This is a genomic window from Nocardioides soli (assembly GCF_014191495.1).
Lineage (GTDB): Bacteria > Actinomycetota > Actinomycetes > Propionibacteriales > Nocardioidaceae > Nocardioides > Nocardioides soli.
On the sequence record NZ_JACHWR010000003.1, the window covers coordinates 726710 to 749499 of the forward strand.

General features: G+C 71.9%; 28 protein-coding genes. 13 read left to right on the forward strand and 15 right to left on the reverse strand.

Annotated elements, in window-relative coordinates:
* Positions 1-19: 19 nt before the first annotated feature.
* Positions 20-247 carry an acetone carboxylase gene (locus FHU40_RS22195; RefSeq protein WP_246391479.1) on the reverse strand — a complete coding sequence of 76 codons (228 nt, stop codon included), beginning with the start codon at positions 245-247 and terminating at the stop codon, positions 20-22.
* Positions 248-376: 129 nt separating this feature from the next.
* Positions 377-724 carry a DUF3099 domain-containing protein gene (locus tag FHU40_RS22200; protein ID WP_183594587.1) on the reverse strand — a complete coding sequence of 116 codons (348 nt, stop codon included), beginning with the start codon at positions 722-724 and terminating at the stop codon, positions 377-379.
* Positions 725-767: 43 nt separating this feature from the next.
* Here FHU40_RS22200 and FHU40_RS22205 point away from each other — a divergent pair, with 43 nt between their 5' ends.
* The 4 genes from FHU40_RS22205 to FHU40_RS22220 are packed head-to-tail and all read left to right on the forward strand — an operon-like array spanning position 768 to position 3033.
* Entirely contained in the window at positions 768-980 is a 213-nt protein-coding gene (locus tag FHU40_RS22205) for a dodecin (protein ID WP_183594589.1), read from the forward strand.
* A 43-nt stretch (positions 981-1023) separates the two neighbouring features.
* The gene (gene fabG, locus FHU40_RS22210) at positions 1024-1743 is read left to right on the forward strand and encodes a 3-oxoacyl-ACP reductase FabG (protein WP_183594591.1); all 720 of its coding nucleotides are present in this window, start codon (positions 1024-1026) and stop codon (positions 1741-1743) included.
* Between the two features lie 5 nt (positions 1744-1748).
* Positions 1749-2522, forward strand: coding sequence for an enoyl-ACP reductase FabI (gene fabI, locus FHU40_RS22215; protein WP_183594593.1), 774 nt, complete (start codon positions 1749-1751; stop codon positions 2520-2522).
* Between the two features lie 4 nt (positions 2523-2526).
* Positions 2527-3033 (forward strand): SixA phosphatase family protein, encoded by a 507-nt coding sequence (locus tag FHU40_RS22220; RefSeq protein ID WP_183594595.1) that lies wholly within the window; start codon positions 2527-2529, stop codon positions 3031-3033.
* A 192-nt stretch (positions 3034-3225) separates the two neighbouring features.
* Here FHU40_RS22220 and serB read toward each other — a convergent pair whose 3' ends face one another.
* On the reverse strand, positions 3226-4440 hold the full coding sequence (gene serB, locus FHU40_RS22225; RefSeq protein ID WP_183594597.1) for a phosphoserine phosphatase SerB: 1215 nt from the start codon (positions 4438-4440) through the stop codon (positions 3226-3228).
* Between the two features lie 59 nt (positions 4441-4499).
* Between serB and FHU40_RS22230 the strand changes: the two genes are divergently transcribed.
* On the forward strand, positions 4500-4862 hold the full coding sequence (locus FHU40_RS22230; protein WP_183594598.1) for a VOC family protein: 363 nt from the start codon (positions 4500-4502) through the stop codon (positions 4860-4862).
* Between the two features lie 16 nt (positions 4863-4878).
* Here FHU40_RS22230 and FHU40_RS22235 read toward each other — a convergent pair whose 3' ends face one another.
* Entirely contained in the window at positions 4879-5613 is a 735-nt protein-coding gene (locus FHU40_RS22235; protein ID WP_183594600.1) for a hypothetical protein, read from the reverse strand.
* Positions 5614-5667: 54 nt separating this feature from the next.
* Here FHU40_RS22235 and FHU40_RS22240 point away from each other — a divergent pair, with 54 nt between their 5' ends.
* Positions 5668-6462: an ABC transporter ATP-binding protein gene (locus tag FHU40_RS22240; RefSeq protein WP_183594602.1), complete on the forward strand. Its 795-nt coding sequence runs from the start codon at positions 5668-5670 to the stop codon at positions 6460-6462.
* A gap of 15 nt (positions 6463-6477) precedes the next feature.
* Here FHU40_RS22240 and FHU40_RS22245 read toward each other — a convergent pair whose 3' ends face one another.
* The gene (locus tag FHU40_RS22245) at positions 6478-7248 is read right to left on the reverse strand and encodes a phosphotransferase (RefSeq protein ID WP_183594604.1); all 771 of its coding nucleotides are present in this window, start codon (positions 7246-7248) and stop codon (positions 6478-6480) included.
* On the opposite strand from FHU40_RS22245, the gene FHU40_RS22250 reads away from it, so the two are divergent.
* Positions 7243-8301: a phosphotransferase gene (locus FHU40_RS22250; protein ID WP_183594606.1), complete on the forward strand. Its 1059-nt coding sequence runs from the start codon at positions 7243-7245 to the stop codon at positions 8299-8301. The two genes, FHU40_RS22245 and FHU40_RS22250, sit on opposite strands and share 6 nt — an antisense overlap.
* Here FHU40_RS22250 and FHU40_RS22255 read toward each other — a convergent pair.
* Positions 8289-8780: an adenylyltransferase/cytidyltransferase family protein gene (locus tag FHU40_RS22255; RefSeq protein WP_183594608.1), complete on the reverse strand. Its 492-nt coding sequence runs from the start codon at positions 8778-8780 to the stop codon at positions 8289-8291. The two genes, FHU40_RS22250 and FHU40_RS22255, sit on opposite strands and share 13 nt — an antisense overlap.
* A gap of 10 nt (positions 8781-8790) precedes the next feature.
* Positions 8791-9660: a hypothetical protein gene (locus FHU40_RS22260; protein ID WP_183594609.1), complete on the reverse strand. Its 870-nt coding sequence runs from the start codon at positions 9658-9660 to the stop codon at positions 8791-8793.
* Between the two features lie 71 nt (positions 9661-9731).
* Between FHU40_RS22260 and FHU40_RS22265 the strand changes: the two genes are divergently transcribed.
* The 3 genes from FHU40_RS22265 to FHU40_RS22275 are packed head-to-tail and all read left to right on the forward strand — an operon-like array spanning position 9732 to position 12106.
* The gene (locus FHU40_RS22265; protein ID WP_183594611.1) at positions 9732-10193 is read left to right on the forward strand and encodes an NfeD family protein; all 462 of its coding nucleotides are present in this window, start codon (positions 9732-9734) and stop codon (positions 10191-10193) included.
* 27 nt (positions 10194-10220) lie between these two features.
* Positions 10221-11345: an SPFH domain-containing protein gene (locus FHU40_RS22270; RefSeq protein WP_183594612.1), complete on the forward strand. Its 1125-nt coding sequence runs from the start codon at positions 10221-10223 to the stop codon at positions 11343-11345.
* Positions 11342-12106 carry a sulfite exporter TauE/SafE family protein gene (locus FHU40_RS22275; RefSeq protein ID WP_183594614.1) on the forward strand — a complete coding sequence of 255 codons (765 nt, stop codon included), beginning with the start codon at positions 11342-11344 and terminating at the stop codon, positions 12104-12106. The genes FHU40_RS22270 and FHU40_RS22275 overlap by 4 nt, the downstream gene beginning before the upstream one ends.
* Positions 12107-12115: 9 nt before the next feature.
* Here the strand turns inward: FHU40_RS22275 and FHU40_RS22280 are convergent, their stop codons facing one another.
* On the reverse strand, positions 12116-12475 hold the full coding sequence (locus tag FHU40_RS22280) for a DUF4267 domain-containing protein (RefSeq protein ID WP_183594616.1): 360 nt from the start codon (positions 12473-12475) through the stop codon (positions 12116-12118).
* A gap of 49 nt (positions 12476-12524) precedes the next feature.
* On the opposite strand from FHU40_RS22280, the gene FHU40_RS22285 reads away from it, so the two are divergent.
* Positions 12525-13184: a nitroreductase family protein gene (locus FHU40_RS22285; RefSeq protein ID WP_183594617.1), complete on the forward strand. Its 660-nt coding sequence runs from the start codon at positions 12525-12527 to the stop codon at positions 13182-13184.
* Between the two features lie 19 nt (positions 13185-13203).
* Here FHU40_RS22285 and FHU40_RS22290 read toward each other — a convergent pair whose 3' ends face one another.
* The 7 genes from FHU40_RS22290 to FHU40_RS22320 all read right to left on the reverse strand — a co-directional run bounded on the left by FHU40_RS22290 (position 13204) and on the right by FHU40_RS22320 (position 20046).
* Positions 13204-14175, reverse strand: a complete 972-nt coding sequence (locus FHU40_RS22290; protein WP_183594619.1) for an alpha/beta hydrolase — start codon at positions 14173-14175, stop codon at positions 13204-13206.
* 70 nt (positions 14176-14245) lie between these two features.
* Positions 14246-14947: a glycerophosphodiester phosphodiesterase gene (locus tag FHU40_RS22295; protein ID WP_183594621.1), complete on the reverse strand. Its 702-nt coding sequence runs from the start codon at positions 14945-14947 to the stop codon at positions 14246-14248.
* Positions 14944-15657 (reverse strand): gamma-glutamyl-gamma-aminobutyrate hydrolase family protein, encoded by a 714-nt coding sequence (locus FHU40_RS22300; protein ID WP_183594623.1) that lies wholly within the window; start codon positions 15655-15657, stop codon positions 14944-14946. The genes FHU40_RS22295 and FHU40_RS22300 overlap by 4 nt, the downstream gene beginning before the upstream one ends.
* The gene (locus FHU40_RS22305) at positions 15657-16436 is read right to left on the reverse strand and encodes a 3-oxoacyl-ACP reductase (protein ID WP_183594625.1); all 780 of its coding nucleotides are present in this window, start codon (positions 16434-16436) and stop codon (positions 15657-15659) included. Before FHU40_RS22305 ends, FHU40_RS22300 begins: the two co-directional genes overlap by 1 nt.
* A gap of 114 nt (positions 16437-16550) precedes the next feature.
* On the reverse strand, positions 16551-17918 hold the full coding sequence (locus FHU40_RS22310) for an aldehyde dehydrogenase family protein (RefSeq protein ID WP_343057987.1): 1368 nt from the start codon (positions 17916-17918) through the stop codon (positions 16551-16553).
* On the reverse strand, positions 17918-19288 hold the full coding sequence (locus FHU40_RS22315) for a glutamine synthetase family protein (protein WP_183594627.1): 1371 nt from the start codon (positions 19286-19288) through the stop codon (positions 17918-17920). The genes FHU40_RS22310 and FHU40_RS22315 overlap by 1 nt, the downstream gene beginning before the upstream one ends.
* 23 nt (positions 19289-19311) lie before the next feature.
* A complete protein-coding gene (locus FHU40_RS22320; protein ID WP_252274473.1) occupies positions 19312-20046 on the reverse strand; it encodes a FadR/GntR family transcriptional regulator in 735 nt (244 codons plus the stop codon).
* Between the two features lie 147 nt (positions 20047-20193).
* On the opposite strand from FHU40_RS22320, the gene FHU40_RS22325 reads away from it, so the two are divergent.
* Together FHU40_RS22325 and FHU40_RS22330 are read left to right on the forward strand one after the other, a co-directional pair.
* Entirely contained in the window at positions 20194-21798 is a 1605-nt protein-coding gene (locus tag FHU40_RS22325) for an amino acid permease (protein ID WP_183594629.1), read from the forward strand.
* 19 nt (positions 21799-21817) lie between these two features.
* The gene (locus FHU40_RS22330; RefSeq protein WP_183594631.1) at positions 21818-22750 is read left to right on the forward strand and encodes a choline kinase family protein; all 933 of its coding nucleotides are present in this window, start codon (positions 21818-21820) and stop codon (positions 22748-22750) included.
* Positions 22751-22790: the final 40 nt, after the last annotated feature.

A 22790-nucleotide genomic window follows, 5' to 3' on the forward strand; every position in this document is an offset into this window, starting at 1 on the left:
GCGGGTGTCGGCACCGGCCTCAGCCGGCTGACCCGGCTGACCCGGTCGAGTCGTGCGGTACGACGTCCTTGAGGAACTGCCGCGCGATGAGGAAGTCCGAGAGCGACTGTCGATGCTCGTCGCAGGCGAGCCAGACCTTGCGCCGGTCGGGCGTGTGGATCTTGGGGTTGTTCCACTGCAGCTGCCACACGGCGGTCGCCTGACAGCCCTTGGCCGAGCAGAGGTCGGGCGCGGCAGCGTCGGTCACGATCGGGTCGCCTCCTGGAAAGAGAAGTGGTGCCAGACAGCCACGGGGGAAGCCGTCCGGCACCACGACGAGCCAGGACGGGGGAGACCCGACTCGCGCCTCGGATTCTGTTCACCCGCTCGGGTGAAGTCAAGGATGAGGGTGTTCCGCGCCCGGAGTGTCGTCCTCCGGCCCCGCGTCGAGCTCGCGCACGTACTGCTGGTCCGGCAGGCCGAGGCTCTCGTCCTTCGTCTCGCCCGCGTTGGCCATCACGACCGCGACGTACGGCAGCAGCAGGGCCGCGGCGACCAGCACCCACCGGAGCACGCCGGGGCCGACCGCGATCGCGGCCACGAAGCAGACGGTCCGGATCGCCATGGACACGACGTAGCGGCGCTGACGAGCAGCGATGTCGACGTCGCGACTGGGCGCGGCCGTGGTGATCCGGACGGCCTCGTCGTCATGACGCGCGCCGTGCCGGCGCAGGTCCCGGGCCATTGCTCCATCGTACGTCGGCGCGCACATCGCTACGCTCGGGGGCATGAGCAACCGCACCTACCGCGTGACCGAGATCGTCGGCACCTCCCCGGACGGCATCGACGCCGCCATCCGCAACGGCATCGAGCGGGCCGGCCGCACGCTGCGGCACCTCGACTGGTTCGAGGTGACCCAGGTGCGTGGCCAGGTCAAGGACGGCACCGTCGAGCACTTCCAGGTCGGCATGAAGGTCGGCTTCCGGCTCGAGGACGACTGACCGGTTCCCGATTACTCGGCGGTAGTCGCTAGCGTCACGTGCCGTGAGTGCATCCCACGAACCCAGGTCGGTCCTCGTGACCGGAGGCAATCGCGGCATCGGTCGCGCGATCGCGGAGGCGTACGTCGCGAACGGTGACCGGGTCGCGGTCACCACCCGCAGCGGGGGTGCGCCGACGGGCACCCTGGATGTCCGGTGCGACATCACCGACGCCGAGCAGGTCGAGGCGGCGTTCGCGCAGATCGAGGAGGCGCACGGCCCGGTCGAGGTGCTGGTCGCCAACGCCGGCATCACCGCCGACACCCTGCTGCTGCGGATGTCCGACGACGACTGGTCGTCGGTCATCGACACCAACCTCACCGGCTCCTTCCGGCTCGCGAAGCGGGCCTCGAAGGGCATGCTCCGGCTGCGGCGCGGCCGGATCGTCTTCATCTCCTCGGTCGTCGGGCTGCTCGGCTCGGCCGGCCAGGTCAACTACGCCGCCTCGAAGTCCGGCCTGGTCGGCATGGCGCGCTCGATCGCCCGGGAGCTCGGTTCGCGGTCGATCACCGCGAACGTCGTCGCCCCCGGCTTCATCGAGACCGACATGACCGGCGTGCTCACCGACGAGCAGAAGGCGGCGATCAAGGCACAGGTCCCGCTGGGCCGCTACGGCTCGGTCGAGGACATCGCAGAGACGGTGCTGTGGCTGACCGGCCCCGGCGCGACGTACGTCACCGGGGCGGTCATCCCCGTCGACGGTGGACTGGGAATGGGGCACTGACACCGATGGCAGGCATCCTCGAAGGCAAGCGCATCCTCGTCGCCGGCGTGACGATGGACAGCTCGATCGGCTTCGCGGCCGCGAAGGTGGCCCAGGAGCAGGGCGCGACCGTGCTGATCTCGAACTTCGGTCGGGCGCTCGGCATCACCCGGCGGATCGCGAAGCGGCTGCCGGTCGAGCCGCCGGTGCTCGAGCTCGACGTCACCGACCCCGACCATCTCGCCGGGCTCGAGGCGCAGGTGCGCGAGCACGTGGACGGGCTCGACGGCGTCGTCCACTCCATCGCGTACGGCAACCCCGAGACGCTGCTCGGCGGTAACTTCCTCACCGGGCCGTGGGAGGACGTCGCGCAGGCGATGCACGTCTCGGCGTACTCGCTGAAGTCGCTGACCATGGCCTGCCGGCCGCTGCTGTCCCACGGCGGCTCCGTGGTCGGGCTGACCTTCGACGCGACGGTCGCCTGGCCGGCGTACGACTGGATGGGCGTGGCGAAGGCCGGGCTGGAGTCGTGCTCGCGCTACCTGGCCCGCGACCTGGGTCCGGAGGGCATCCGGGTGAACCTGGTCTCGGCCGGCCCGCTGAAGACGCTTGCGGCGAAGGCGATCCCCGGCTTCGAGGACCTCGAGTCGATGTGGGGCTCGCGCTCGCCGCTCGGGTGGGACAACACCGACCACGCCCCGACCGCGAAGGCGATCTGCGCCCTGCTGTCGGACTTCTTCCCGGCGACGACCGGCGAGATCGTGCACGTCGACGGCGGCTTCCACGCGATGGGCGCCTGATCCCATGTCCCGCCGGCTGGTCGTGATGCGACACGCGAAGGCCGAGCAGGAGGGCCCGACCGACTTCGAGCGCCCGCTGGCCGACCGCGGCCGCCGGGACGCCGCCGACGCGGGCCGCTGGCTGGCGGGCGAGGGCATCGCGCCCGGCCACGCGCTGGTCTCGGCCGCGCTGCGCACCCGGGAGACCTGGGAGGCGGTCGCAGCCGGTGCGTCGTGGGCGCTGGAGCCGGACGTCGACCGGGGGCTCTACGCCGCGGGACCCGAGACCGCCCTCGACCTGATCCGCCTCACCCCGGACACCGTCGGCACGCTGATCGTGATCGGGCACAACCCGACGATGGCCTACCTGGCCCAGCTGCTCGACTCGGGCGAGGGCGACCCGCCGGTGCCCGACGCACTCGCCGGAGGCTTCCCGACCAGCGCGGTCGCGGTCTTCTCGTACGACGGGGCGTGGGTCGACCTCGGCCCGGGCTCGGCCGACCTGGTCGCGGCGTACGTCGGCCGCGGCTGACGCGGATCCGGCGCGTGGATCGACCGGCCGTCTAGTGACCCGGGCGCGAAATCCGTGCCATAGGTCGTGCTCCGAGTGCGTGCCTCGCAAGGCGGCGGAGCGCAGGGCTACCGGGCGTATCTCGAGCTCTGCCAACGCCGCGAGGGGCGTGCTCGGGGTGCGACATAGGGTGCGGATTTCAAGTTCGGGTCACTAGACCGGCGGCGCCGGGGTGACGATCCCCGCCTCGGCGTCGGCGGCGACGATCTCCTCGCGGGAGATGCCGAGCAGGTACATGATCGCGTCGAGGTAGGGGACGTTCACGGCCGTGTCCGCGGCGTCGCGGACCATCGGCTTGGCGTTGTAGGCGATCCCGAGGCCGGCGGCGTTGAGCATGTCGAGGTCGTTGGCGCCGTCGCCGATCGCGATCGTCGCGGCCTCGGCCACCCCGATCTCGGCGGCGAACTCCCGCAGCGCCGCGGCCTTGCCGGCCCGGTCGACGATCGGGCCGACGATGCGGCCGGTGAGCCGGCCGTCGGCGATCTCGAGTTCGTTGGCGCGCGAGAAGTGGATGCCGAGGTCGACCGCGAGCCGGTCCGTGATCTGGCTGAAGCCGCCCGAGACGATCGCGAACCGGTAGCCGAGCCGGCGCAGGGTGCGGACCATGGTCCGAGCGCCGGGAGCGAGCTCGATGGCGTCGTACACGTCGTCGAGGGCGCTCGCCGGCACACCCTCCAGCAGTGAGACCCGCGAGCGCAGCGACTCCGCGAAGTCGATCTCGCCGCGCATCGCGGCCTCGGTGACCCGGGCGACCTCCGCCTCGCAGCCGGCGTGGGCCGCGAGCATCTCGATCACCTCGCCCTGCACCAGGGTGGAGTCGACGTCCATGACGATCAGGCGGGTGCCGCGGCGCAGCAGGTTGGCGGGCTGCACCGCGATGTCGATCCCGTGGGCGGCGGCCTCCGGCGCCAGCACCGTGCGCAGCGCGTCGGTCGCCACGCCGGAGACGTGCAGGTCGATCGCGGTGACGGGGTAGCGCGCCATCCGCTCGATGCGGTCGATGTTCGCGCCGGCGTCGGCGATCCGGCCGGCGACCGTGGCCATCGCGGCCGCCCGCAGCGGCAGCCCGATGACGGTCACGTGCGAGCGCCCGGCGCCGCGGGCCTTGTTGTCGCCGACGCCGGTCTCGACGTCGACATCCATGCCGAGCGCCCGCGCGGTGTCGACGACGGCCGCCCGGACGCGGGCGAGGTTGCGGGGCGCGGTGACCAGCACGCCGAGCACCAGTCGGCCGCGCAGCACGATCTGCTCGATGTCGACGACCTCGAGGCCGGCGCCGGCCAGGGCGCCGAACACCGCCGAGGTCACGCCCGGGCGGTCCTTGCCGGTGAGCGTGATGAGGAGGGTCTCTGGCTTCGCTGCGGTCATCTCAGGCGCGAGGCTATCGCTGACCGGGCGGTGTCGGTGGTCGGGTCCATGCTGGATCCATGGCCAACATCCATCACGCGATCGACTATCTCGAGCTCGGTGCCCCTGACCTTGCGGCGTCCAGGGCCTTCTACGAGGCCGCGTTCGGCTGGCGGTTCCACGACTACGGCCCCGACTACGCCGGCATCGTGGCGCCCGACGGCGACGGTGAGGTCGGGGGCCTCAACCGGGCCCGGCCGGCGGGGCGTGGTGGCGCCCTGGTGCTGCTGTTCTCCGACGACCTCGATGCCACGGCCGATGCGGTCCGAGCCGCCGGAGGGGAGGTGATCGAGGGTCCCTACGAGTTCCCCGGCGGGCGCCGGTTCCACTTCACCGACCCAGGCGGGAACGAGCTGGGCGTCTGGGCCACGCCCGACAACTGAAGAGCGACGGGCCGCCTCACTCGGGCGGCCACACCTCGGGCGAGCACGCCGCGACCAGCGCGTGACGGCCGGCGCGCTCCAGCGGCAGCAGTACCTCCCGACGGCTGCGCACGTCGTACGCCGTGACCGACCCACCGTCGTCCTCCAACGCGAGCGCGACGATCCCCGTGGCCTGGAGGCCGCGCGCCGCGAGCTCCACACAGCGCCCGGGAACGCCGTGCGGGGCGGGGGGTAGGTCGAGGTGTCGGAGGTTCATCAGCCGGTCGGCGACCTCGGGCCGCCAGCGTGCCACGTCGAGGTCGGCCAGTGCCTGCGCCGCGGCCAGCAGGGCGGCGCGGAGCTGGCGGTCGGCCTCGCCGACATCGGTCAGCTGCCGGCGATCGGCGGGCCGGGCGTGCCAGGCGACGGCGGCACCGGTGCGGTGGGGCACCAGTCCGAGTCCGACCTCCACGGCCATGACCGCCTCGCCCATCTCGAGGGCGTCGGCGTTGAGGTCGCGCGGACCGCCGAGCCCGGCCGGGTCGCCCTCCACCGGGAAGGCTGCGCCGAGGGCCGAGGCACCCGCCGCGCGCAGCCGCGCGAGGCCGGCGACCAGGGTCTCCGTGCTCTCGGCGCCGGGCAGGCCGACCACGGTGTGGGTGGCGTCGCCGTCGATCACCGCGTCGACCACCAGGTCGGCGACGGCGTGGCCGCGCAGCCACGCCGTGCCCCACCAGGCGAGCCTGGCGGCGGGCGGGAGCGATGTGGTCACGGCGCGTGACGATACGCTGCGGACGGTCCTTGTCCACTAGATAGGGTGTGCGACATGACCGCCGTCCTGGACTTCGCCGAGGTGACGATCCGGCGAGGACAGGCGACCCTGCTCGACCGCGTCAGCTGGCGCGTCGAGGAGGACGAGCGCTGGGTGATCCTGGGGCCGAACGGCGCCGGCAAGACGACCCTACTGCAGGTCGCGAGCGCGCAGATGCACCCGACCTCCGGCGTCGCGGGCATCCTCGACGAGGTGCTCGGCACGGTGGACGTCTTCGAGCTCCGGCCTCGGATCGGCATCACCAGCGCGGCCCTCGCCGAGCGCATCCCGCGCGCGGAGCGGGTGCACGACGTGGTGGTGTCGGCGTCCTACGCCGTGGTCGGCCGCTGGCGCGAGGCGTACGACGAGCTCGACCACGACCGGGCGACCGACCTGCTGACCGAGGTCGGGGTGTCCCACCTGGTCGACCGGACGTTCGGGACCCTGAGCGAGGGAGAGCGCAAGCGGGTGCAGATCGCTCGTGCCCTGATGGCCGACCCCGAGCTGCTGCTCCTCGACGAGCCCGCGGCCGGCCTCGACCTGGGCGGTCGCGAGGACCTGGTCTCGACCCTGTCGGTGCTGGCCGCCGACCCGGCGTCGCCGGCGACCGTGCTGGTCTCCCACCACGTCGAGGAGATCCCGCCCGGCTTCAGCCACGCCATGCTGCTGCGCCGGGGCGAGATCGTGTCCGCGGGGCCGATCGAGGAGGTCGTCACGGCGGCGAACCTCTCGTCGACGTTCGGCATGCCGCTCGTGCTCTCGCACGAGGACGGCCGCTGGGCGGCGCGCCGGCGCACGCGACACCGGTAGCGCACCGGGGCGGCGTCACGCACCGACGGCCGCGAGGCCCTCGCGGGCGATCTCGGCGTAGGCCCGGACCCGGTCGAGCCGCTTGCCGTGCGCGGCGTACGACACCGCGTGGCAGGCGCCCACGATCGCGGCCCACCCGGCGACCCGGTCCCGGCCGTAGTCCGCGCCGAGCAGGTCGATCCAGGCGCGCCGGGGCATCAGCTTGTCGGCCTTCAGCGACCAGACGGCGGCGTCGTACGCGGGGTCGCCGACCAGTCCCTTCGGATCCAGCAGGACCAGGCCGGTGCCGGTCGTGACCACGTTCGTGGGGTGGACGTCGCCGTGCAGGTAGGAGCGGTGACCGGTGCTCGCGAGCGCGACGGCCAGGTGTTCGGCCCGTTCGAGCAGTGGCTCGTCGACACCGCACGCCCCGGCCCGTGACAGCCGACCGCGGGCCGCGTCCAGGTGCCGGCGCACGTGCGGCCCGAGCAGCCGCAGCCCCGCGGTCTCGGGGACGTCGATGTGGATCCGGTCCAGGGTCGCGACGAGGTCGCCGGGGGAGATCTCGGGGTCGGCCGTCCGGCCGGAGATCCAGAAGGTGGCCATCGCGCCCCGCCGATATCGGTACGCTCGCGCGAGCGGTCGGATGTCGAGCTCCTGGGCGACCCCCAGGGCTTGGTGCTCAGCCTCGAGCTCGGGTTCGTCGAAGGACAGCTTCAGCGCCAGGCCACCTGACGAGGCGTCGTCGCACCGAGCGCGGAAGACCAGACCCGAGGTGCCCGCATGGAGGTTCTCCGTAGGATGCACGCCCCAGTCACGGGCGAGAGCCGCGAGCCGAGTCGGCACCTCGGAGAGCCATCGGACGCCACCACCGGGCCCGAGGACGTCGTCGACGGCCTTCGCCGCGTTCGGCGACAGGGCCAGATCCACCGCGGGAAGCTACCACACCGCGGACCGGTCGGACGGCTGGACGACCGGGTCGCCCGGGCCCTGCTCGCCGAGGCCGGCCTGGTCGGCTGGGCCCGGGTCCGGAGCGGCCACAACGCCGTCTACCGCTCGCCCGACGACGCGCAGATCGCCAAGGTGTACGGCGAGGCGTCCCGCTGCTCCGTCGACGTCACCGGTGCGCGTCGGGCCCGGGAGGCGGGCGTCTGTGTGCCGGCCCTGGTCGCGACGCCGCATCCGAGGGTGGCGGTCTGGCAACGGGTGCCGGGGGTGCCGGGACCGATCGGACCGGCGGCGTGGGCCCGGCTGGGCATCGACGCGCGGCGACTGGCGGCTGTGCCGGTGGCCGTCGCGCCCGTGCACTGGCTCGTCAACGTCACCGAGCGCGCCTCGGTGCTGGAGCAGCTGGCGGCCGGGACACCGACGGCGTACACGGGCCCGGTCGCGCTGCCGGCCCAGGTCGGCGCCGACGTCGCCTGGCTCGCGCACGAGCTGCGGTCCGTCGCGGAGTGCGACCTCGCCCTGGACGCACCGCTCGCCTTCCAGCACGGCGACCTGTCGCCGGCCAACCTCGTGCACGACGGTCGACGGCTCCACGTCATCGACTTCGAGACCGTCCGGGCCGCGCCCGCCGACTGGGACGTCGGGTGCCTGGTCGCGGCGACCCGCCGGTACGGCACCGTGCCGACCCGGGAGCTCGCGCCCTTCCTCGAATCGCTTGACCCGGCGCCCGACCCCGAGCTGCTCGCCCTGTGCGTGCGCACCAAGGAGCTCCTCAACGCCTCGTGGCTCGCCGTCATCGGCGCCGACCGGCCGGAGCTGGTCGGCGAGCTGCGACTCCGGGTCCGCTCGCTGCGCGACGGCACGGCGTACCGGTGGCGCGAGCTCGGTGGGCTCGCAGCTCAGGTCGTCTGACGCGCCCCGCCCAGCAGACGGTCGACCACCTGGGAGCTGGAGAACGTGTCCTCCTCGGTGTGCACCACCCGACCGCCGTACGCGACGACGAGGTCGCGCTCGGCGCGGAACTGCGCCGCCCGGCGCTCGTCGCGGACCGGGCCGAGGTAGTCGCTGCCCTTGACGAAGACGTCCGGTCGGAGCGCCTCGAGGATGGGCATCGCGTCGGGCGCCGACACGACGACGACATGGTCGACGAACGAGAGCGCCGCGAGCACCCGGGCGCGCTCCGCTGCCGAGAAGACCGGCCGGCCCGGCTTCGTGACGTACGCGTCGTCGGTGATCGACACGACGAGCCGGTCGGCGAGCGTCGAGGCGACCTCGAGGTGGTTGACGTGGCCGAAGTGGATGACGTCGAAGCACCCGTGGCAGAGCGCGACGGAGACCGCCCGGACGTCGGGCCGCAGGCGATCGGGGATGCGATCGGGCAGGGCGAGCACGCGCCGGTCCTCAGCGGCCGAGCAGCAGCTCGTAGAGCAGCGGCGACTCGGTGTCGGGCGGCTCGTCGAGCTGGATGTCGACGACCTGCTTGTCCGGCACGAGCTTGAGCTGACCGTCGTCCAGGCCGTCGGAGGGGTCGTGGTCGTACTGCACGACGTACCACTCGCCCTTGTCGCCGGTCCCGAGCAGCCCGCCGACCACCACGCGGTCGTCGTTGGTGAGGATCCGGATGTCCGGCGGCGCCTTGGGATGGACGTACGTGCTCATGATGCCGATCACCAGCAGGCCCACGAGTCCGGCGCCGAGGAGCGCGTTCGGGCTCATCAGGGCCGTGAACCGGCAGGCGAGCAGGAGGTAGCCGACGAGCGCGAGCATGACCAACGTGCCCTCCCACCACACCGAGGTGAGCAGCACGATGACGAGCAGGGCGCCCGCGGCGACCCGGGCCCCGATCGTCTCTCCTCGAGACCAGCGGCGGCCCACGGTGGACTGCCCGCTGCGGGGACTGAAGGTGTCGCGGACGAACGTGCGGACCCGTCCGTTGACGGCCATGCCCACCACGACGACCAGCGTCACGAGCGCTGGCACATGGGAGAGGATCGCGCCGAAGCCTTTCATGAGCACGTCGTCGTGCTTGAAGCCGGTCAGCGTGGCCGTGCTGTGCAGGCCGAGCGCCCGCAGCTGCCCCGCGAGCACCATCATGCCGAGGGCGTACGCGACGGCCACGACCACGGCGGTGACCTCGGCGACCTGCGCGAGGCTGCGGGTGACCAGCGCCTTGTCGATGCGCTGGCCGGCGAGTGACGCCGTGCGGACCTGATAACCGGGCGGCAGGCCGTTGCCCGCGGGCGACTCCGGCGCCGCCTCTGCGTCAGTCACCGGGGCAAGATAGCGACCCGCTGGCACCCCCGTCCGGGAAATGGGCGGCACCGGGGCACTAGGCTCGTGGAATGGACTGGCTGAGCGATCACGCATGGGCGGTCTGGGTCGGGATCGCCGCGTTCCTCGGAATCGCCGAGCTCCTCAGCCTGGACCTCGTGCTGGTGATGCTGGCCGTCGGTGCACTGGGTGGCGCGGTGACGGCCGCGGCCGGCGGAGCGGTCGTGCTCCAGCTGATCGTCGCCGCGCTGGTCGCGATCGGCATGCTGTGGCTGGTGCGGCCCTCGCTCGTGGCCCGGCTGCACCAGGGGCCGGACCTCAAGCTCGGCACCGGCAAGCTCATCGGTCAGCGCGCGACCGTGACCCAGCGGATCACCGGCCTCGCGACCGGTCAGATCCGTCTCGCCGGCGAGACGTGGACGGCCGCGCCGTACGACGAGCACATCGTGATCGAGTCCGGAGAGACCGTGGAGGTGCTCGAGATCCGCGGCGCCACGGCGTACGTCCACCCCGTGCCCGAGCTCGAGCCCTGAGATGCCTGAATCCGTGAGGAGGCTGCTGTGCCCGTAGCGATCCTGATCGTGGTCGCCCTGCTGTTGCTGTTCGTGGTGGTGGTGCTCGCCAAGACGATCCGCATCGTGCCCCAGGCGCGGGCGGCGATCGTCGAGCGGTTCGGCAAGTACAAGGAGACGCTGCCCGCGGGGCTGAACTTCGTCGTGCCCTTCATCGACCGGGTGCGCTTCACCATCGACCTGCGCGAGCAGGTGGTGAGCTTCCCGCCCCAACCGGTGATCACCGAGGACAACCTGACGGTCTCGATCGACACCGTCATCTACTTCCAGGTCACCGACCCGGTCGCGGCGACGTACGAGATCGCCAACTACATCCAGGCCGTCGAGCAGCTCACGATGACCACGCTGCGCAACATCGTCGGCGGCATGGACCTCGAGGAGACGCTGACCAGCCGCGAGTCGATCAACGCCGGCCTGCGCGGTGTGCTCGACGAGGCCACCGGCAAGTGGGGGATCCGGGTCAGCCGGGTCGAGATCAAGGGCATCGACCCGCCGCCGTCGATCAAGGACGCGATGGAGAAGCAGATGCGCGCCGACCGCGACAAGCGCGCACTGATCCTGACCGCGGAGGGCGAGCGGCAGTCGGCCATCCTCACCGCCGAGGGCAACAAGCAGTCCCAGATCCTGAACGCCGAAGGTCAGCGCGAGTCCCAGATCCTGCGTGCGCAGGCGGACCGTGAGGCCGCCATCCTGCGCGCACAGGGCGAAGGACAGGCGATCCAGACGGTGTTCCAGGCCATCCACGACGGCCGGCCGGACCAGTCCCTGCTGGCCTACCAGTACCTCCAGATGATGCCGAAGATCGCCGAGGGCGACGCCAACAAGGTCTGGATCGTGCCGAGCGAGATCGGCAAGGCGCTCGAGGGGCTGGGCTCGACGATGAACAGCCTGCAGGGGATCCCGCAGCACGTCGAGGGTCCCGCGAAGCGGATCGACATGGGCCCCTCGGAGCCGATCGACCCGAGGAAGGACGACGAGCTGAGCCAGACCGACGCCGCGGTGCAGGCGGCGATCGCGGAGGCCGCGAGCGCGGCCAACCCGGGCCGGGGCAGCGGCCAGCCGGTCGAGACGGACCCGGCCGTCGACCCCGGTGAGGTACCGCCCAGCCCGTGACGCTCTTCGAGGTGGTCGCGATCCTGCTCGCCGGGATCGCGGCCGGCGGCATCAACACCCTGGTGGGCTCCGGGACCCTGATCACCTTCCCCACCCTGCTCGCCTTCGGGGTGCCGCCGGTCACGGCGAACGTCTCCAACACGATCGGCCTGGCCCCAGGGTCGCTGTCCGGGGCGATCGGCTACCGCCGCGAGCTGAGCGGGCAGCGCTCGCGGGTGCTGCGGCTGAGCGTGGCATCGCTGATCGGTGGCCTGCTGGGCGCGGTCCTGCTGCTGGTGCTGCCGTCGAGCGCCTTCGAGGCGATCGTGCCCGCGCTGATCCTGCTCGGACTGGTGCTGGTGATCTTCCAGCCGCGGATCGCGGCCTGGGTCGCGCGCCGCCACGAGTCGGTCGGCGGGTTGCCCCACCACGGCGCCTGGTGGGTGCGGCCGGGCGTGCTGGGCGCGGGCATGTACGGCGGCTACTTCGGCGCCGCCCAGGGCGTGTTGCTGATGGCCGTGCTCGGCATCGGCATCGACGAGGACCTGCAGAGCCTGAACGCCATCAAGAACGTGCTCTCCGCGATCGTGAACGCCGTCGCGGGCCTGACCTTCGCGTTCGTCGCCGACGTCGACTGGTGGATCGTGCTGCTGATCGGCGTCGGATCGGCCATCGGCGGCCAGCTGGGCGCCACCGTGGGCCGGCGCCTCCCACCGCTCGGGCTGCGGATCGTGATCGTGCTGGTCGGCACCGTCGCGCTGGCCGTCTTCATGCTCGGCTGAGCAGGCGCCTCAGCGTCGCAGGAGTCCCACGACCCCCGACCCGATGGCGCCGACGGCCGGGCCGATCAGAGTCATCGCGGTCTTGCGGGAGATCGAACCGTCGCGCATCGCGAGGTAGCCGGTGGCCGCGTCGGCGGCGTCGACGAGCACGCCCAGGCCGATCAGCCCGCGCTGCGCCCGGCGACCACGGGCGAGCAACGTCACCGCTCCGAGCGCCACCTCGCGGGAGCCGAACAGCCGGAGCACGTAGGGGACCTGCGGGTTGCCCACCGGGTCGAGCTGGAAGGTCCGCGCGGCGAGCTCGGGCTTCGCGAGCGCCGCCACGCCGACGGCGATGCGTCCCAGGGAGAGGCCGATCACAGGGTTCATGCCGTGCACGCTAGCGGTCGTCAGCCCGCCGACGTGGCACGCTCGCCCCATGGACCTGTACGACGTGATGCGCTCGACCGCCGCGGTGCGGGAGTTCACCGACGAGCCGCTGCCCGACGAGACCCTGCACCGGATGCTCGACGCGGCCCGCTTCGCCCCGAGCGGGGGCAACCGCCAGGGGACCCGCGTGATCGTGGTGCGTGACGGAGCAACGCGCGGCCGGCTCGCCGAGCTCAACGAGCCCGCCGTACGCCGCTACGTCGCCCAGATCAAGGCCGGCCAGAGCCCCTGGAACCCGCTGGAGGCGCCGCTCCCGAGCGCCGAGGAGATCGAGGCGACCGCGGTCCCGGAGCAGTTCACCAGGCCGGTGCTCACCGCCGCCGCCGTGCTCGTCGTCTGCGTCGACCTCGGGGTCGTGGCCGCGATGGACCAGCACCTCGACCGGATCGGCCTGGTCGGCGGCGCGTCCGTCTACCCGCTGGTCTGGAACATCCTGCTCGCGGCCCGCGCGGAGGGCTTCGGCGGCACGATCACCACCATGGCGGTCGCCGAGGAGCCAGCGGTCCGCGAGCTGCTCGGCATCCCGCCGCAGTACGCCGTGGCCGCCGTGCTCCCGCTCGGCCGTCCGGTCCAGCAGGTGACGCGGCTGCGGCGCCGACCGGTCGAGGACTTCGTCACCCGCGACCGCTTCGACGGCGAGGCGTTCTGACGCCGGCCCGCGTGGGCCGTCACCCGACGTACGTCGACAGCCAGCGGCCGATCTCGGCGTAGGCCTTCGCGCGGGGCTCGGGGAGCGAGAGGATCACGTCGTGCCGGGCGCCCTCGACCGCCACGTAGGTGACGTGGCCGCCGAGCGCGGTGGCCCACTGTCGGATCTGCGGCACCTCGAGCACGATGTCGAAGTTGTGCGCGTCGGGGCCCATCTCGTGGGGCCAGCGGGTGCCCGACGACGACAGCACGAGCGCCGGGCAGCCGACCTCGAGGCCGGTGTGCAGCTCGTCGTGCCCGAGTCGGATCGCGCGCAGCCACCCGAAGGTCACCGGAAAGGAGTCGAGCGGCTTCCAGTCGGTGTTGAACATCCACTCGCCGGCGTGGTCGGCGTGCAGGCTGCGGCCGTAGTGGCCCTCGACGGTGCGGGGGATCAGGCGCTTGGGCTGGCGCGCGCCCACCTGCTTGATCACCGAGGTGCCGAGCCCGCGGATCAGCGTGCCGCCCTGCATGTCGAGCCAGGGCGAGTTCAGGACCATGCCGGCCAGGCCCGGCCCGCGGTCGCGGCGCTCGTTGGCCCACAGCGCGACGATCAGGCCGCCCGTCGAGTGGGCGCTGATCACGACGTGGTCGTGGTCGTCGCGCTCGGTGACCCGCAGGTACGCCGCGTCGAGCTCGGGGAAGTGCTCGCGCAGGTCGGTGACGTAGTTGGGCGTCTGGTGCGGGAGCAGCGAGCGGCCGTACTTGCGCAGGTCGAGCGCGTAGAAGTCGTAGCCGCGCTCGTTCCACCACTCGGCGTACGCCGTCTGGAAGAAGTAGTCGCAGAAGCCGTGCACGTGCAGCACCGCCCGGCCCGTCGGCCGGGCCGCGCGGCGTACGACGAGCGTCGCGACGACCGGGCCCTCGTCGTCGGGCGGCAGGGTGATGGTCTCGGCGAGGTAGGGCTCGCCGAGCACGTCGGGGACCAGCTCGTCGAAGACGCTGCGACTCATCCGAGGTCCCCGCGGATTGGTGGGGCGGAGGAGCGCAGCGGGGGAGCAACGCGATTCCGTGGGGTGGGGCTCATGGCGAGAGTCTCTCAGGACGACGCAGTCGCAGGGCCAGGTCGGGGTTGTTCGTGGTGACCAGCCAGGCTCGGCCGGTGCGGGTCCAGTGCCGCAGCGACGGCGCGGTGTCGACGGTCCACACCAGCAGCGGCAGCCCGTGGTTGCGGGCGAACCGGGCCACGGTCAGCCGGGCCAGCCAGTGGTGCGCGACCACGACGTTGGCCCGCGAGTGGCGGTAGCGCACCCGCGGGAAGAACTCCGAGAGCCGCACCCGCACCTGTCGCAGCACCGGGAAGCCGGACACCCCCCGCCCCAGCGACAGCCCGACGAGCAGCGCCGGGGCGTGCACGTCCGACCAGGCGCGGATCGCCGTCACCGATCGGTCCTCGAGCGTGGTGACGACCAGCCGGTCGGTGCCGAGTCGGTCGACGGCGTGGGCGACCGCGTCGACGCAGCCGTCGTGGAACTTCAGGTCGAGGTGGGCCCGCCCGCGCCCGGCGAGCACCTCGAGCACCTCGTCGTACGTCGTGGCGTCCGGCGGCGCGACCGCGACCGGATCGTGGGCCAGCACCAGCGAGCCGTCGGCGCAGCGCTGCACGTCGAACTCGACGTAGTCGACGCCGAGCCGCAGCGCGTGCTCGACCTGCTCGATCGTGAGGCAGCGGTGGGCGCTGACCAGCACCGGGTCGCGCCGCTGACGGCGTCGGGAGGGGATCATCGGCACTCAGCGTAGGCGGCGGCCGCGCGCACTAGGCCGGCCAGCAGCCCGACGTCGGCCGCGGTCTCGGGGTGCCACTGCACCCCGACGCAGAAGCGGTCGCCCGGCGCCTCCATCGCCTCCAGCGTGCCGTCGGCCGCGTGCGCGGTGGCCCCGAACCCGGGATGGGTGCGCACCGCCTGGTGGTGGTGGCAGTTGACCGCGAGCCGGTCGCCGACCAGCGCCGCGATCCGGCTGCCGGCCGTGGTCGCCACCTCGATCGCGCCGAACTCGTCGCCGCCGGGGGAGTGCCGCTCGTGGTCGACGAGGTCCGGCAGGTGCTGGTCGAGCGCGCCGCCCGCGTGCACCGCCATCACCTGCATGCCGCGACAGACGCCGAGCACCGGCAGCCCGACCGCGTCCGCGGCGGCCAGCAGCGCCAGCTCCCACGCGTCGCGGTCGGGGCGCCAGCCGGCCGTGCGGGCGTGCGCCTCGGCGTCGTACCGTGCCGGGTCGACGTCGGCGCCGCCGCTGATCACCAGGCCGTCGATGCGGGCGACGACGGCGTCGGCGGCCCCGACGCCGGCCGTCGGCGGCAGCAGCACCGGTACGCCGCCGGTCGCCTCGACCGCGACGGCGTACTGGCTCGGCAGCACGTCGGCGGTCTGGTTCCAGACGCCCCAGGCCGCCCTCTCGCGGTAGGTGCTCAGGCCGATGACCGGAGTCGTCATCAGAGGGGGGTGACGTAGGCCCCGGAGATGCCGCCGTCGACCAGGAACGTGGTTGCGGTCATGAAGGACGAGTCGTCGGAGGCCAGGAAGAGCACCGCCGCGGCCATCTCCTCCGGCTCGCCGAAGCGGCCCATCGGCACGTGCACGAGCCGGCGGGCCGCGCGCTCGGCGTCGGCCGCGAAGAGCTCCTGGAGCAGCGGCGTGTTGACGGGGCCCGGGCAGAGCGCGTTGACCCGCACCCCCTGGCGCGCGAACTGCACGCCGAGCTCGCGGGTCATCGACAGCACCCCGCCCTTGGACGCCGAGTAGGAGATCTGCGACGTCGCCGCACCCATCACCGCCACGAACGACGCGGTGTTGATGATCGAGCCCCGGCCCTGCTCGAGCATGTAGGGGAGCGCCGCCTTGCAGCACAGGTACACCGAGGTCAGGTTGACCTCCTGCACGCGCCGCCAGGCGTCGAGGTCGGTGTCGAGGATCGAGTCGTCCTCCGGCGGGCTGATGCCGGCGTTGTTGAACGCGATGTCGACCGACCCGTAGGTGTCCGCGGCGGTCCGGAACAGCGCGTCGACCTGCTCCTGGGAGGTGACGTCGACGTGCACGTACGTCGCGACGTCGGCCCCGCCGAGCTCCTCGACCAGCGTCCCGCCGCGGGCGTCGTCGATGTCGCCGATGACGACCTTGGCGCCCTCCGCGACGAAGCGCCGGACGGTCGCCAGGCCGATGCCCGAGCAGCCGCCGGTGACGACCGCGACCCGGTCCTGGATGCGTCCTGCCATGGTGACTCCTTCGTCGAGGTGGTTTCGAGGCTCAGGCCTGGCGGCCTTCGCACCTCAACCACCGCCACGGTGGTTGAGGTGCGAGCGAAGCGAGCCTCGAAACCACCCCTTCTCCTAGTGGGCGATGAAGACGTTCTTCTCCTCGGTGAAGGCCATCGGGGCGTCCGGGCCGAGCTCGCGGCCGAGCCCGGACTGCTTGTAGCCGCCGAACGGCGTCCAGTAGCGCACCGACGAGTGCGAGTTGACGCTCAGGTTGCCCGCCTCGACGGCCCGGGCGACGCGCAGCCCGCGGCCCAGATCGGTGGTGTAGATCGAGCCGGACAGGCCGTACTCCGTGTCGTTGGCCTTCGCGACCGCGTCGGCCTCGTCATCGAAGGGCATCACCGCCACGACCGGGCCGAAGACCTCCTCGCGCCAGATCCGCGTGGCCGGGTCGTCGACGGTCACCACTGAGGGGGACACCCAGAAGCCGTCCGACACCGGGCCGCCGGGCGTCGAGCCCGCGAACGCCACCTCGACCTCGTCGAGGTAGCCGAGGACGGACGCTCGCTGACGGGCGGAGATCAGTGGGCCCATCTCCGACGCCTCGTCGCCCGGGTCGAGCACCCGCAGCCCGGCGACGGCCGGCTCGAGGTGCGCGAGGAACTCGTCGTACGCCGCGCGCTCGACGAGGATCCGCGAGCGCGCGCAGCAGTCCTGGCCCGCGTTGTCGAAGACCGCGTACGGCGCGCTCGCGGCCGCCGCGGCGATGTCGGCGTCCGCGAAGACGATGTTGGAGCTCTTGCCGCCGAGCTCGAGCGTCACCCGCTTCACCTGCTCGGCGCAGCCGGCCATGATCCGTTTGCCGACCTCGGTGGAGCCGGTGAAGCAGATCTTGCGCACCAGTGGGTGGGTCACGAACCGCTCTCCGACGACCGAGCCCTTGCCGGGGACCACGGTCAGCACGTGCTCGGGCAGTCCCGCGTCGAGGGCCAGCTCGCCGAGACGGATCGCGGTCAGCGGCGTGAGCTCGGCCGGCTTCAGCACGACGGTGTTGCCCGCGGCCAGCGCGGGGGCGAACCCCCAGCCCGCGATCGGCATCGGGAAGTTCCACGGCACGATGATCCCGACCACGCCCAGCGGCTCGTGGAACGTCACGTCGACGCCGCCGGGCACCGGGATCTGCCGGCCGAAGAGCCGCTCCGGCGCCCCGGAGTAGTAGTTGAGGCAGTCGCGGACGTTGCCCGCCTCCCAGCGGGCGTTGCCCCAGGTGTGGCCGGCGTTGCGGACCTCGAGCTCGGCGAGCTCGTCGATGTGCGCGTCGACCACGGCGGCGAAGCGCCGCAGCAGCGCGGCGCGCTCACCCGGTGGCAGCGCCCGCCACGCCGGGAACGCCGCGTGGGCCGCCTCGATCGCCGCGTCCGCGTCCGCGACGGAGGCGAGCCGGACGTCGGTCACCGGTGTGGCGGTGGCCGGGTTGATGACGGTGTGGACGTCGGTCACTACAGCCTCTCGAATCCTCGGAACAGCTCCCAATCGGTGACGGTCGCCTCGTAGGCGGCCAGCTCGACGTCGGCCATGTTGACGTAGTGGTCGACGACGTCGTCGCCCAGGCTGCAGCGCGCGATCTCCGACGACGCGAACGCGTCGCGGGCGGCGGCGAGCGTGTGTGGCACCCGATCACGACCGGATGTGTAGGCGTTGCCGGCCAGCGGCGGCTCGAGCTCGAGGCCCTGCTCGATGCCGTGCAGGCCGCCGGCGAGCATCGCGGCGAGCGCGAGGTAGGGGTTCACGTCGGCACCCGGGATCCGGTTCTCCATCCGGGCCCCGGCGCCGTGGCCGACCAGGCGAACCGCGCAGGTGCGGTTGTCCAGGCCCCACGCGATCGTCGTGGGTGCGAACGAGCCGTCGGCGAACCGCTTGTAGGAGTTGATGTTCGGGGCGTAGAGGAGCGTGAAGTCGGCGGCGGAGGCGAGCACGCCCGCGACGAACTGGTCGTAGAGCGGCGTCCGGGCACCGTCCTTCCAGAACACCAGGTCGCCGTCCCGGCCGCGCAGCGACAGGTGGATGTGGCAGGAGCTGCCTTCGCGCTCGTCGTACTTCGCCATGAACGTGATCGCCTTGCCCTGCTGGGCTGCGATCTCCTTCGCGACGGTCTTGTAGACCACGTGATTGTCGGCCGTGGTCAGCGCGTCGGCATAGAGGAAACCGACCTCGTGCTGACCGAGGTTGCACTCGCCCTTGGCGCCCTCGACGTCGAGGCCCGCGTCGTACATGGTGTTGCGGATCGCGCGCAGCAGCGGCTCGATGCGGGACGTCCCGAGGATCGAGTAGTCGACGTTGTACTGGTTGGCCGGCGTCAGGTCGCGGTAGCGCGCCTCGTGGGCAGCTTCGTACGACGTGTCGAACACGATGAACTCGAGCTCGGTGCCGGCGAGCGCCTGCCAGCCGTGCTCGGCGACCCGGTCGAGCTGGCGTCTCAGGATCGCGCGCGGCGACTGGGCGATGGGGGAGTGCGGACCGTCGTCGGTGGCCGGCCAGACCAGGTCGCACTGCACCATGGCGGTGGCCGGGTGGTGGGTGAGCAGCCGGATCGTGTCGGCGTCCAGGACGAACTCCATGTCGCCGTAGCCGTTCTCCCACGACGAGATGGCGTAGCCGCCGACGGTGTTCATGTCGACGTCGACGGCGAGCAGGTAGTTGCAGCCCTCGGTGCCGTCCTGCACCGCGACGTCGGCGAAGTAGCGGCCGTGCAGGCGCTTGCCCTGGAGCCGCCCCTGCATGTCGGTGAAGGCCACGACGACGGTGTCGATCTCGCCGTCGTCGATCAGCTCGAGCAGCTGGTCCATCGAGAGGTGCCGATCGTTGCGCATCTGTCTCCTCAGTCGTCCACGTCCTAGCCGAGCAGACCGCGCAGCAGCGCGGCCGTGTCGTCGCAGTGCTCCTCCATCACAGACCTGGCCTTCTCGGCGCGACCCGCGAGGATCGCCTTCACCAGCGCGGCGTGCTGCCGGTCGGAGTGGGCGATGTTGGTCTCCAGGACCGGGATCGCGAGCAGCATCTCGTGCAGCATCGCCTGTACCGAGGTCACCGCCTCCACGGTGCGCGGCGACCCGGACAGCGAGGCGACCGTCAGGTGGAAGCGCGAGTCGGCCTGCCGGTGCTCGGCCCGCCGACGGGCCCCGGCGACCTCGTCGTGGGCCCGCTCGAGCTGGCTGCGCATCGCATCGTCGAGCTCCGCGTTCGCGGCGAGGTACGCCGCGCCGGGCTCCACGATCCGACGGAACTCGAGGGCGTCGAGCCACTCCCTGCGCTGCTCGGCCGAGACGCGCGCCGCCCGGCGCGCCGACGGCGTCCGCTGCTTGAGCGTCACGACCGTGCCTCCGCCCCGGCCGCGGGTCGTCTCGATCAGACCCGCCTGTCGCAGCGCGGCCATCGCCTCGCGCAGCGTCGCCCGCGAGACGTGCAGCATCGCGGCCAGCTCGCGTTCGGGCGGGAACGTCGAGCCACGGGGGTAGACGCCGAGCCGGATCGCGGTCGCCAGCTGCTCCACACACGCCTCGAAGGCGTGGTGCCCGCGCACGGGCCGCAGCACCGCTCCCGGAAGGTGGTGGTCAGGCGACGCGGTCACAGGGTCATCCTTCGATCCAGGGGGCGCAGTGTCAATCACCAATGGTCGGAGTTCATACCAAAATCGGCGACGACTCTGGACACGCCAAACCGCCCGGGTCTAGCGTCCTTTCACGTTCGCACGATCTCTCATCGGAGGGTGTTGCCAATGCCCGAAGCACATGAGCCACTGCCGACGCACCCGGTTCCCGAGCTCACCGACGACGAGAAGCACCTGGCCAAGCTGGGATATCGCCAGGACCTCAACCGCTCCTGGTCGGGGTTCTCCAACTTCGCGATCTCGTTCTCGATCATCTCGATCCTGGCCGGCTGCTTCACCAACTTCGGTGCCGGCTTCAACAACGGCGGCCCGATCTCGATCTCGTGGTCCTGGCCGATCCTCGGCATCTTTATCCTGATCATCGGGTTCACGATGTCCGAGCTGGTCTCGGCGTACCCGACCTCCGGTGGCATCTACTGGTGGGCGTCGAAGCTCGGCGGCCCGGCCGCGGGCTTCTTCACCGGCTGGCTGAACCTGATCGGGCTGGTCGCGGTCACCGCCGGTGTGTCCTACGGCTGCGCGACGTTCATCGACCTGACGATCAGCACCTACTCCGACTCGTTCGCCGCGGACTACTCCCTGACCCGCGTCTTCATCATCTTCGTGATCATCCTGGCGCTGGTGTCGGTGCTGAACATCTTCAGCGGCCACCTGATGGCGATCATGAACAACGTCTCGGTGTGGTGGCACGTGGTCGGCGCGGCGGTGATCGTGGTGGTCCTGCTGTTCGTGCCCGACCAGCACCAGTCGTTCAGCTACGTCTTCACCGAGCGCTTCAACAACTCGGGGTACGCCGACGGCAGCACGTCGGGTGTGGCCTTCTGGTTCGCCATCGTGCCGTTCGGCTTCCTGCTCACGCAGTACACCATCACCGGCTTCGACGCCTCCGCCCACCTGTCGGAGGAGACCGGGTCGGCCTCGCGTGCCGCCGCGAAGGGCATCTGGCGCTCGATCCTCTACTCGGTGATCGGCGGCTACATCCTGCTGCTCTGCGTCGTCTTCGCGATCCCGAACAACGACGCCGGCCAGCCCGACAACGCGCTCGCCGGGCTTGGCGTCCAACCCATCTTCCTCTCGGCGCTCGGGCAGAACTGGGCCACCCTGGTGCTCTTCATCTCGGCGTCCGCACAGTTCTTCTGCGCGACCTCGTGCATGACGTCGGCGTCGCGCATGACCTTCGCCTTCAGCCGGGACGGCGCGATCCCGGGCTCGCCGACGCTGCAGCGCCTGACGCGGTCGCGGGTCCCGGCCAACGCGGTGGTCTTCGTCGGGGTCTGTGCGGCGGTGCTGACCCTCCCGGCGCTGATCAAGGTCGACGTCAACGGCACGCCGGTGCCGTTGGCCTTCTACGCGGTCACCTCGATCGCGGTGATCGGTCTCTACCTGGCGTTCGCGATCCCGATCTTCCTGCGCTGGCGCAACGGCAGCCGCTTCGAGACCGGCTCGTGGAACAACGGGGCGAAGTACAAGTGGATGAACCCGATCGCGGTGATCGAGATCGTGGTGGTCTCGGTGTTCCTGATGATGCCGACGACGCCGGCGGCGAACCCGTTCCGCGACGAGTTCGAGTGGAAGTTCGTCAACTACGCCCCGATCGTCACGCTCGGCGCACTGCTGCTGCTCACGATCTGGTGGAACACCTCGGCGAAGAAGTGGTTCACCGGTCCCAAGCACACCATCGACCAGGCCGTCGTCGACGCGTTCGGCGACTAGGACGTCCCAGGCCATCGGGGTGGGACGCCCACCGCTGGACCGCCTCGCCTGCCTGGCGGGGCGGTCCTGGCGCGTCTCCGACCTGCCCGGCGGCCTGACCAACCGCAACTTCCACGTCCGCACCGAGGACGAGCACCCCACTGGGCCGCGCGACGTGGTGGTCCGATGGGCGCTCGGCGACGCCACCCTGCTCGGCATCGACCGCGACGCGGAGGCGGCGAACACGGCGACCGCCGCCGAATCCGGCGCCGGGCCCGCCGTGCTGGAGTACCGCCCCGACCTCTCGCTGCTCGTCATCGAGTTCCTCGAGGGGAGGTCGCTGGAGGATCGGGACTTCGGCGACCCGGAGGTGCTGCGGCGAGCGGCCGAGGCCAACCGCCGGCTGCACGCCGGGCCGCGGTTCGCCAACGGGTTCGACATGTTCGCCCGCCAGGCGACGTACCTGCGCACCGTCCGCGAGCGGGGCTACTGGCTGCCCCCGGGGTACGCCGAGCACGAGGACGCGTGGGCCGGCGTACGCCGTGCGCTGACGAGCACCCATCGGGCCACGGTGCCGTGCAACAACGACCTGCTGGCCGCCAACTTCATCGACGACGCCGGGTCCGACGGGCGCGGCCGGGTCTGGCTGATCGACTACGAGTACTCCGGCAACAACGACCCCTGCTTCGAGCTGGGCAACACCGCGACCGAGTGCGGCTTCTCGCCCGATCAGGTCGAGGCGTACGTCGCGGCGTACTTCGGCTCGCCGTCCCGCGCCGACCTGGCCCGGGTGCGGCTGCAGATGCTGTGCAGCGAGTACGGCTGGTCGCTGTGGGGCTTCATCCAGGCGGCGGCGAGCCCGATCGACTACGACTTCCGGGAGTGGGGCCGGGAGCGGTACGAGAAGGCCGCCGCGACCTTCCGCGGCCCCGACCTGCCCCGCCTGCTGGACGAGGTCGTCAACGGTGGTTGAGATGGAGGGTGGTTTCGAGACAGGCGCTAGCGCGCCTTCC